Here is a 9,233-nt window from a genome sequence, read left to right as displayed (position 1 = left end):
GGCCTATTGTGCGCGAAAGGCCTGCGGCCGCGAAACGGCCCGCGGATCGGCCGTCGGACACGGGTTCGGCGGCGTCCGCGAGGTCGCCGGTCAGGGGGCGGGCCCGAACCACCACGACGGCCAGGCGAGCACGAGCGAAGCGATCAGCCGGTAGCCGGCCGCCCCGGGGTGGCTGCCGTCGCTGGCCGCCACCTCGTTCCGCCACACGGGATCTTCCGCCAGCTTCGCCGCAAGCGGCAGGTACGGTATGTCGAGCTCCGCCGCCGTTTCCGCGTAGCGTGCGCAGAGGCGCAGAATGCGTTCGTCCTGCTCGGCGTCGCCGACCGGCGGCGGCCCGACCACCCGCACCGCGTAGTGTGTCCGGGCCGCGGCGAGCACCGCGGCGAGGTTCGCCGTGCTCTCCTCTTCGCCGACCCGCGGGCGGCCCTCCTCGAGGGTCGCGTCGTTCGCGCCGAACGAGAAGACGACGTGCCCGGCGCAACCGGCGGGAAGACGCGCCCGGCACTCGGCTTCCCACCGCGCGCGCACGTCCCGGCTCGTATCCCGCCGGACGCCCAGGTTATAGGCGGTGACGTCGAACCCGCGCGCGCGGGCGGCCGCGGCGACGCGCCCCACCCATCCGCGACATTCGGGATCCAACGTGCCCTGCACGAACGAATCGCCCACGAAACAGATCCGGTGGTCGCCCGGGTCCTTCATCGGCCCGGGGATCCCTCATTCCGCGATTTGGTCATATCCTCGGCCCAGAAACTGAATCAGGCAGAAGCCGTGGCCGAACGGATCGGCCATCACGGCGAGCTTGCCCCACTCGTGCACGGCGACCGGTGTCTCGAGCACGGCCCCGGCCGAGACGGCCCGTCGCACCGCGAGCTCGATATCGGCCACGACGAAATCGAGATGGACCGGCGTCCAATGCCGCCCGTAGCTGCGGCGCTGGTCGGTCGTCTCCGCGGCCGGCGTGCCGGGCGATTTCGCCAGCAGGTAGATCGGGGTCGAGGCGCCGAGCATCTCGACGGCGAACTCGCCGAAACGGCGACCGATTTTCAGGCCGAATGCCGAACCGTAGAAGCCGATCGCCTTGTCGAGGTCCTCGACATCGACGTTTACCAGAAAATCCATGCGAGCCACCCTTCGCGCGGCCGTCCGGGCGCACTGGAAACGGATCTCCGCGCTTTCCGCTTGCGGCCCGGGCCTGCGCCAGGTCGCCGCCGCCGAAAATGATTCCCGAACGGGCGACGAGACGCAATCACCGCTTCGTTATGGACGTCAGGGCTCGAGCGCGATCTGCAGCCCTTCGCCCGTTTCGACCTGGACGTAGCGCGTGCCGACCGGACGATTACGGCCGCTGGTGATGGTGATGATGTCGTCCAGCGGCGCCGCGCGCACGTCGGCTTCGGGGCGGGAGACGTAGAGATCCGCGTGGAACGTGCCCTCCGATTCGAAACCGGAAGCGTCGATACCGAGCTTACCCAGCACGTCGAGGGTGGACGTGAACTCCTGGACGTCGCGGAAGCGGCGCTGCACGAACGTGGCGCTGGCGAGCCGCTCCGTCACGAGCCCGAAGCGCTCCAGCGCCCCGCCGAGCCGGTCGAACGGAAACATGCGCAGCACGAACGAGACGACCCACGGCGGACGGTCCATCGCCTGCAGGAGCTGGGTGTACGTCCTGTCCGTCACGTAGCCCACGCACCCCGTGGAGAGGACGACGTCGGCGCGCCGCGCGACGCGCGCGTGCTCCTCCGTGATCGCGGTATGCTCGAGATCGGCGGTGATGCCGAAGTCGATCAGGCCGACGTTGCGCGCGTACCGTATCGCGGGCTCGGACACGTCGAGCCCGACGAACCGTGCGAGCCCGATGTCGGGCCAGCCGGAGTAGAAATTGCGGTCGAGCCGCGCGAGCTCTCCCGGGCTCAGCGCCGTCATCTCGTGCCGCGCGTAGCGGTCGCGCAGGGCGCGAAAGCTCAGCGGGAAGCGGTGCACCGCCGCGTTGATGCCGTAAGAGCAGCCGACGTCGAGCACCGTCTGATCGCCCCCGTAGCGCTGGCTGCGCGCGGACAGCAGCTGGCGCAACACGGGCTCGGCGAGATCCGGGATCATGTAGTCGAGCGAGCCCAGCACGGAAAAGTAGGCTCGGGGATCCTCGCGCGTGTAGATGTCGGCGAAGTTCGCCTTGGACGTGTTGATGGCGGCGAAGCTGCTTTGCATTGGGCGTCTCCCCTTTTCTTTTGGCCTGTGCGTTGCCGCAGCGCGGAGCCGCTGCGGTGCGAGCCGGAAGGTGTGGTGCGCTCCCGCATGAGGGCGTCAGTATGCGGGAGAGAGCTCGGGCCGAATTTTAGCACAGGGCAATGGCGCAAAAGGCCCGATCCGTGCGCTTTGCGCTGCTGTCGTGCCAGCGCCTCGGCGCGGCGCGCGACGGGTGCGCCGTCCACCGCGGGGGCGGATCACTCGCCTTCCCGGTCGCCGCCGCACCGCTCCTCGCGGCCGACGACGCGGAACATCCCGGCCTTGCCGGCGGAAGCTCGGCCAGCACGCGGAACTTGCCGGAACCCGGGTACTCGGCGATGTCCGGGGACAAGACTCAGCGGCGGGCAGACGGACCTAGGCCGGTTTGCCCTTCACGTACCGGTACTCCTGCGTCTCGCCGCCATAGCCCCAGGCATCGGCGGGCAGCTCGTGGAGCACGACGTAGCTCGCCGGGTGAACGTTGCCGAGCAGCGTTTCCATCTTTCGGAAGATTTCGCGCAGGTACGCCGCCTTCTCGTCCTTGGTGTTCGTCCCGGCCGTGATCTTGATGTCGAGATGGAAGGTCGCGAATCCGCCCGCCTCCGCCGCTTCGCCTCCGACGAACCATTGGGCCTCCGGCACGAATTCGACCAGCACGGAAGTGACCTCGGGCCTCTTGCCGAGTATCCCGGCGGTCGCCGCGTTCAGGGCCTGCGCGGCCGCTTTGGCCAGCGCGTCAGAGGGTCGAGCGGCGAGCCTGAGGTTCAGGTATGGCATCCCGCCCCCTCCCCGCACCGGACCTGCCGACCGCTCGCGGCTGTTTTCGACCGTGCCCTCGTCGACAGGACCTCGTGCGCGCGCGCCGCGACCGCCGCGAGCCATCCGCGCAGCGCCGCCCGGCGCAGCGCGCGGGCGCGCTGCTCGATGGCAGCGTGATCCAGGTCCCCGCTCGGTGTCAGCGCCCATCCCGGCGCGCTGCTGTCGATGCCGTTTCTCATGGCTTCTGCCTCCGTCACCCGTTACGCGATCCCCGAATCGGCGCCCGACTGCGGTTGCGCCGTCCGATTCCTTCGCGGGAAACTAGCTTCTCGCTGCGTCGGGGACAAACGATCGTTTCTCAACGCAGAGATGAAACGCATTCATCATTCCGGGAGACCGATGCGCCGCCTGCCGCCGCTCCAGACGCTCCACGCCTTCGAGTCCGCCGCGCGCCACTCGAGCTTCCTGCGCGCGGCAAGCGAGCTGCACGTCACGGCCTCGGCCATCAGCCACCGCATACGCGCGCTCGAGAAGTTCCTCGGCGTCGCGCTCTTTCGGCGCGACGGCCGGCAGGTGCGGCTGACGAGCGAAGGGGAAAGCTATCTGCGGGCGGTACGCGAAGGGCTGGCGCTGATCGCGGCGGCGACCGAGCGCCTGCATGTCCCGCGCCCGGGCGGCGTGCTCACGCTCAGCGTCGCGCCGTCCTTCGCGACGCCGTGGCTGGCGCCGCGGCTCGCGGGCTTTCAGCTTCAGCACCCCGAGCTGGAGGTGCGCCAGACGACGTCGATCGAGCTCGTCGATTTCGCGAAATCGGACGTCGACGCCGCCGTGCGCTACGGCGGCGGCCGCTGGCCGGGCGTGTGCGCCCACCGCCTGTTCGCGGAGGAGCTGGTTCCGGTCGCGAGCCCGCAGTACCGGATCGGCCGAGGGCGATTGCGCAAGCCGGAGGACCTGCGCCAGGCCACGCTGCTGCACGTGATGTTCCGCCTCGGGGAGTGGCGCGTCTGGCTCAAGGCGGCCGGCGTGACGGGCATCGACGACCAGCGCGGCCCCAAGTTCCACACCACCCCGCTCGCGCTCGAAGCCGCGATCGCCGGCCACGGCGTCGCGATCGCGGACCGGGCGCTCATCGCCGACCACCTGAAGAGCAAGCGGCTCGTCGCGCCGTTCGATATCGCGCTGCCGAGCGAGTACGCGTACTACCTCGTCTATCCCGAAGACCGGAAGGACAACCCCAATATCGTCGTCTTCAAGGAGTGGTTGCTCGCGGAGGCGGCCAGACCGGGCGAGGCGGGATCGCGCGACTTCGGGACAGGGCAATCGAACTGACGCGATATCTACGTCGGCACACCGGCCGCCCTCTTACAGCCCGCCGGCTTGTGAACGCGCTCCGTGGAGGCAGGATGCGTGGCCAGCTTCCCGGCCGGTCGACGCGGCCGGGGAACGAGCTCGCCGCCGCAGTTCGGGCACTTCCCGCGCAGGATCGTATCGGCGCACCTCGCGCAGAACGTGCATTCGAACGAACAGATCCGCGCCTCCGCGGACTCCGGCGGCAGATCGGCGTCGCAACACTCGCAATTCGGGCGCAGCTGAAGCATCGTTCTTCTCCTTTCCGGTTACCGCCTATCTCACCGACGACCCCTGGGAGGCAAACGGCAACGTCTAACACTACCACCTCACGATGCGGCTTCGGGTATCTTGCGCCATTGCGGCGCCATTACCGCGATTCACGTTCCTTTATTCTTATCCGCTGCATATGAATGAGCGCAACACGGTTGCCGCTCCGGTCTTGCCGCTCCTCCTCGGCGTAAGGACGGAATCCCAGCCTCGCATACAGCAGCAGGCCGGCGGCGTTGCCGTTGAAGCACGACACGTGGACCTCGGCGGCTCCATGCCTCGAAAAAGCCAGCTCGATCATGGTCTCGATCAGGTAGCGGCCCACACCGCGCCCCCGCGCCGCCGGCGAGACGATCGCGTTTCCGATGAACAGCGGCCCGCCAGGCTCCCGACGGTAGCAGTCGGCGAAAGCGACCGCCTCCCCATCGAGCTCGACCACGGTGGCGTCCGACCGCTGGGCGATGGCGTCCCGCAACTGCTCGGGCGTCAGTGGATACGACGCCTTCGGAAACATGAAGAAAAGCTCGTCCTCGCTCTGCGGAAAGCGGCAGATCGTCGCGAGGTCTCTTTCTTCTGCGGGACGGTGGGTCAGCATGCGTTCGGGTCGCCGCGCGCGTGGATCGGACCCGTCAGGACGGCGAGGCGGAAACGAAGGAGCCGATCGGTCCGTTCACGGCCCACAGCCGGGCCATCACGGTGCGTAGTGCGCAAACGCCCTTTCGACCTTCCGGTCGGGGCCGAAATGAAATACCTCCGCTGCCAGGCCGCGCGGCCCCTTGTAATAAAGCGTGACGCTGTCGACGCCGATCAGGGTCGAGAGCAGCTCGAACCGGAGATCGGGAATGAGCTGCAGCGCCTTCTTCCAGTAGGCAGCGACCGCGTCCTTTCCCCTGAGCGTGCCGGAGGGCTCGCCCGCGATCTGCACGATCACCGGGGAGGACATCTCGAAGCGATCCGAATAATGAGAAAGGATGCGGCTCAGGTCGTGGCTGTTCCAGGACGCGATCCAGTCTCTCGCAAACTCCTCGGCGAATTTCCTGTCGATCATCGTTGACTCTTCCTCGCCATCGTCTCTTTCCGCTCAGTCCGGGCCGGTCGCTGGTTGTCTGCGACGAATCTCGTCCAGCCTCTCCTCGAGCTTCTGTTTTATCCGCTCGTCCGCGCCCGTTGTCCGTGGCCGCGACGGTCCGAGACAGATCTGTCGGGATACCGGGCGCTTGGCGAGATGATCGATTACAAGCTCCCGGAACGACTTTCTCTTCGAATCCAAAGCGGACGGTTCCCATTCTATGCAGATGTGCGACTCGGAATCGACGGCAAACGCGGCCGAATCCGCCCGCGTCCGGGACTTGTCGAGCCACAGCCTCCAGGACGTGACGATTTGCCCCGTGTCGCTCAGCGACGATGGCGACTCCACCAGGACGCGCACCACCGGCCGATCCGCAACCTCCGAGAACTCCAGCCGCCGAAAACGCTGGCCATCGATGGATTTGCCGGTTTTCGCTGCGAACGCGGCCAATGCGTCCCGGTCTTCGGGCGGCTTTCCTTCCGCAACGTAGAACGCGGAAACGAGAGCCATGAGCTCCACTAGCGGGCGCACGACACCGTCAGCAAACTCGGCGCCCGTAGTGTGCACATAAGATGGCGCGGTCGTCTGGCTTTGGTCAGTGACGCACCCGGGGAGGAGCGCGCCCAGAACGACGAGCAGCGCCAATCGAGCGTTGAGTGCCTGCTTGATCAGAACGAGATGCAACGAGTCGCGCCTTTCCGCCTACGTGGCGGTCCTTTGCTGCGCGAGAGATCGACGCCTTACCAGGAAGACGATCGCGCCCAGGGGAACGGACAGGGTGAGGATCCAGGGCGCATAGGGGCTTGCCGCCGTCGCCGCGGCCCCGAAGAGATGGGCGCTGAGCAGGTGCGTCGCCGTCTGCCCGGAGGTCCAGTCGAGGTGGAACCCCGCGACGCCGAACAGGATGAATACGATCCACGGCCACTTCCTCTTGCTCATCGGCGTTCTGATACACAAAACCAGCGTGTAAAGAATGAATGTCGGAACGATCACCACGAGCGACAGAAAAAGGTAGTGAAGGGCTGTCTTGTCTTTCAGCGTGAAGGCGTTGAACTCTTCCAGCGATTGCTGGAGCCTCGTGACGTTGATGCCCTTGACGACCAGGCCTTCCTTCTCCCTGTCCAGGACGACGTTCGCCACGGCCCAGCCGTTGGTAAACCGGTATTGATACGTCAGGCTCGCTCTCCACGTGTCCGGCGTCGTAAACACGTTCGAGCCGATCGGCTTTACTTCGATCAGGTCACCGTCCGGGAAGTAGCCCGCGACTTCCGACAGCTTCGAGTCGACATCGGGCGTAAGCAGTTCGGTGCTGAGCCGTTTCCTGACTTCGTCGAACCGCTTCGCCCGCACGTTCTCCAGGTAACTCTGCGCGAAAGCCGACTCCTCCTTCGGAAGCAGTTTCTGCAGCATGTCCTCGTAGCTGCAACTCACGAGCAGCGGAAGCAGGAGCAGCAGTATCGGCTTCCTCATGCGCCGGGATTCCTTCGTTCCTTGCGTGACATCCTAGGTGTCCTCCTTCAGAACAAAGAGAATCCTGCTGCTGGTGTCGTCGTTCCCGTTCATGAATCGGTCCTCGTCGATCTTCCAATAGATGATCGACTCGTTGCCTCGCGTCCAGATCAGCGTCGTGTTCTCGCGTTCCGTTCCTTGGCCGTTCTTGATCAGGCCCTGCGTCATCTTCGGTTGCCCGTAGTACTGGACGAAAAACAGGGAACCCGGCTCGAACAGCGCGGAGTAGAAGGGAATATGGATATTCACCAGCTTGCCGCCGCGAAACGTGAGAAGGCTTTCGACATGACTGCCCCGCAGTTTCTGAAAGGGGCCGGGGCTCTTCGTCGGGTCGAACTTTCCTTTGCATCGCCGCAACTCCGGGTTCGAGCCGTCCGCTTCGCATTTGAACTCCGGAAAGTCCTCGCTCAGCGCGGCTTCGCTCATGCCCAGCCTGAGCCCGTGACACGAGAGATCTTTGCTGTCGCCTGCCTGCACTGCACCGCCACAGCAGACGGCAATCCCGAGCGCTGCAGCGAACCTGGCGTATCTCATTTTCGTTCCTCCCCATTTTCAGATACCGCTTCGCGCGTCACCGCGCTTCGAGCCTTTCATGCCCGAGACATGAGTCTTATCACGGTGACCAGCGCAGTAAGGCGGCAATCCACCCGTCTACCCGTAGCAATAGCTCATCGGATGCAAACATGGCCAGATACGCCGCTCCGAGGGCCATAAGACCAAGCACCGCCAATCCATACCATGGGCCACCCGCTCCGTGCACGACGAGAGCAAGTGCGAAGCTCAGCACGAAACCCACCATGAACAACCATCGCGTCACCGTCACTCGCGAAGCCATCTGCGCGCGCTCGTTGACTACCGGTTTCGATTCAGGCCCGGCGGCGGGTCAGCGACGACGCCGCTTGGAACCGGTTGTTAGAGCGCTCTCTCCTCTCGTCCTCATTTTCACGCATCCTGCCCGCATTGCCTTTGAATCCGAGAGATGAGTGACCTATTCAAGTTCTTCAGAAATAATTCTGCCGATTTTCACGAAACCACCGTCCAATACCACCGTCACCGCCTGATTGGAAACGGTCCTGTGGGATTGATTCATCACGATTCCGTGCTCGTCCACATGACAGGAGAGCGAGTAAGCTGCGGGGGACCTGTTGGCGACACGGCATGCTGTTTTTGCGTTGTAGCTCTTCGCCGCTGAGAGCACCTGATGCAAGCCCTCTGTCAAAGAAGCCTTGTCGTCATTGACCGTCGGCTGGTTGCGGCGTCGCACTTCGGATGTGAATGTATCCGCCAGGAAGCGAGACGCCGCCGTCGGATCGCGTTCCGACATGGCTTTGTAAAAGCGATTTACGGTCTCGATGGAATTCCGGTCAGACAATTCACGCGCGCCGAGGGGAAGGTTCGTCGTCGATGCCTTTTTCTCCGGGCATGGACGATCCTGAACCGAAGTCTTTCCTCTATCGTCGGCACACACGTAGACCGCCCAACCTGCGGTTGGCATCGACGCCAAAACCACGAGCAGTACTGCTATCGTCTTTTTCACCCTACCTCCTTGCTCAAGCGTGACTGCCACGCCCAACGCTGCCAACCGGCGCGCCGTGCCGGGGCGTTCTGGTTGAGCGGCGGATTAGGGACAAACATTTCCTTCGACCCTTTCTTCATAGTAGTTCAGGCGCTTCAGGACTTCGGTATTGTTTTTGTATCTTTTCTTCAATGCTGCCAGACGTCGATCGGTACCTGGACAGTAGATCTCGAGGCTCTCGAAGATGAACGCTCTTCGTTCTATCTGTTCGGGGCTGTTGCCTTCGTGCGGCTCGCCCCGGAAATGATCGCAGGCATCACGGTCTTGAATGAAGGTTTCCACTTCGGACGGCAGTGGGTTACTGCCGGCATATGCCGAGGTAGCTACAGCAATACCGAAGGCAATGAGAAAGAACCTCAACTGTTTCCGCTCCCTTACGTTTTTGTGAGCGACGCAACGCCGTTTCACGCGTCCGCTCGATTTAAGTTGTAGGGCCGCTTAGGTTTACTATTCTTCGGCTGGCTCCGATTCTCACCGGCT

The 9,233-nt window shown here is 64.6% G+C and carries 14 protein-coding genes; 2 read left to right on the top strand and 12 right to left on the bottom strand.

The window, feature by feature from the left end; genetic code table 11:
* Positions 1 to 90: 90 nt before the first annotated feature.
* The 5 genes from SVA_RS05965 to SVA_RS05945 all read right to left on the bottom strand — a co-directional run bounded on the left by SVA_RS05965 (position 91) and on the right by SVA_RS05945 (position 3,221).
* Positions 91 to 699 (bottom strand): GDSL-type esterase/lipase family protein, encoded by a 609-nt coding sequence (locus SVA_RS05965; RefSeq protein ID WP_096460217.1) that lies wholly within the window; start codon positions 697 to 699, stop codon positions 91 to 93.
* A gap of 15 nt (positions 700 to 714) precedes the next feature.
* Positions 715 to 1,119 (bottom strand): VOC family protein, encoded by a 405-nt coding sequence (locus tag SVA_RS05960; protein ID WP_096460214.1) that lies wholly within the window; start codon positions 1,117 to 1,119, stop codon positions 715 to 717.
* 147 nt (positions 1,120 to 1,266) lie between these two features.
* Entirely contained in the window at positions 1,267 to 2,205 is a 939-nt protein-coding gene (locus tag SVA_RS05955) for a class I SAM-dependent methyltransferase (protein WP_096460211.1), read from the bottom strand.
* A 393-nt stretch (positions 2,206 to 2,598) separates the two neighbouring features.
* A complete protein-coding gene (locus SVA_RS05950) occupies positions 2,599 to 3,000 on the bottom strand; it encodes a tautomerase family protein (protein WP_096460209.1) in 402 nt (133 codons plus the stop codon).
* Complete coding sequence (locus tag SVA_RS05945) at positions 2,988 to 3,221, bottom strand: hypothetical protein (protein WP_096460206.1); 234 nt, start codon at positions 3,219 to 3,221, stop codon at positions 2,988 to 2,990. Before SVA_RS05945 ends, SVA_RS05950 begins: the two co-directional genes overlap by 13 nt.
* Before the next feature lie 160 nt (positions 3,222 to 3,381).
* On the opposite strand from SVA_RS05945, the gene gcvA reads away from it, so the two are divergent.
* Positions 3,382 to 4,311: a transcriptional regulator GcvA gene (gene gcvA, locus SVA_RS05940; protein WP_096460204.1), complete on the top strand. Its 930-nt coding sequence runs from the start codon at positions 3,382 to 3,384 to the stop codon at positions 4,309 to 4,311.
* Between the two features lie 8 nt (positions 4,312 to 4,319).
* Here the strand turns inward: gcvA and SVA_RS20395 are convergent, their stop codons facing one another.
* From SVA_RS20395 to SVA_RS19385, 7 genes are all read right to left on the bottom strand, one after another.
* Positions 4,320 to 4,580 (bottom strand): DUF1272 domain-containing protein, encoded by a 261-nt coding sequence (locus SVA_RS20395; RefSeq protein WP_096460201.1) that lies wholly within the window; start codon positions 4,578 to 4,580, stop codon positions 4,320 to 4,322.
* Positions 4,581 to 4,699: 119 nt separating this feature from the next.
* Positions 4,700 to 5,194, bottom strand: a complete 495-nt coding sequence (locus SVA_RS05930; RefSeq protein WP_096460198.1) for a GNAT family N-acetyltransferase — start codon at positions 5,192 to 5,194, stop codon at positions 4,700 to 4,702.
* 96 nt (positions 5,195 to 5,290) lie between these two features.
* Complete coding sequence (locus SVA_RS05925) at positions 5,291 to 5,647, bottom strand: nuclear transport factor 2 family protein (RefSeq protein ID WP_096460195.1); 357 nt, start codon at positions 5,645 to 5,647, stop codon at positions 5,291 to 5,293.
* A gap of 33 nt (positions 5,648 to 5,680) precedes the next feature.
* Positions 5,681 to 6,352: a hypothetical protein gene (locus tag SVA_RS05920; RefSeq protein ID WP_096460192.1), complete on the bottom strand. Its 672-nt coding sequence runs from the start codon at positions 6,350 to 6,352 to the stop codon at positions 5,681 to 5,683.
* Between the two features lie 18 nt (positions 6,353 to 6,370).
* The gene (locus tag SVA_RS05915; protein ID WP_096460189.1) at positions 6,371 to 7,138 is read right to left on the bottom strand and encodes a hypothetical protein; all 768 of its coding nucleotides are present in this window, start codon (positions 7,136 to 7,138) and stop codon (positions 6,371 to 6,373) included.
* A gap of 33 nt (positions 7,139 to 7,171) precedes the next feature.
* Positions 7,172 to 7,711 carry a hypothetical protein gene (locus SVA_RS05910; protein WP_148665398.1) on the bottom strand — a complete coding sequence of 180 codons (540 nt, stop codon included), beginning with the start codon at positions 7,709 to 7,711 and terminating at the stop codon, positions 7,172 to 7,174.
* Positions 7,712 to 8,165: 454 nt separating this feature from the next.
* Entirely contained in the window at positions 8,166 to 8,714 is a 549-nt protein-coding gene (locus SVA_RS19385) for a DUF4124 domain-containing protein (RefSeq protein ID WP_148665397.1), read from the bottom strand.
* Positions 8,715 to 8,723: 9 nt separating this feature from the next.
* Here SVA_RS19385 and SVA_RS19380 point away from each other — a divergent pair, with 9 nt between their 5' ends.
* The gene (locus SVA_RS19380) at positions 8,724 to 9,185 is read left to right on the top strand and encodes a hypothetical protein (RefSeq protein ID WP_148665396.1); all 462 of its coding nucleotides are present in this window, start codon (positions 8,724 to 8,726) and stop codon (positions 9,183 to 9,185) included.
* The last annotated feature ends 48 nt before the right edge of the window (positions 9,186 to 9,233 follow it).

Origin of the sequence: Sulfurifustis variabilis (assembly GCF_002355415.1) — a bacterium.
Classification (GTDB): domain Bacteria; phylum Pseudomonadota; class Gammaproteobacteria; order Acidiferrobacterales; family Sulfurifustaceae; genus Sulfurifustis; species Sulfurifustis variabilis.
The sequence above is the reverse complement of the archived record's forward strand: the minus strand, read 5'-3'. Positions and strand labels throughout refer to the sequence as shown.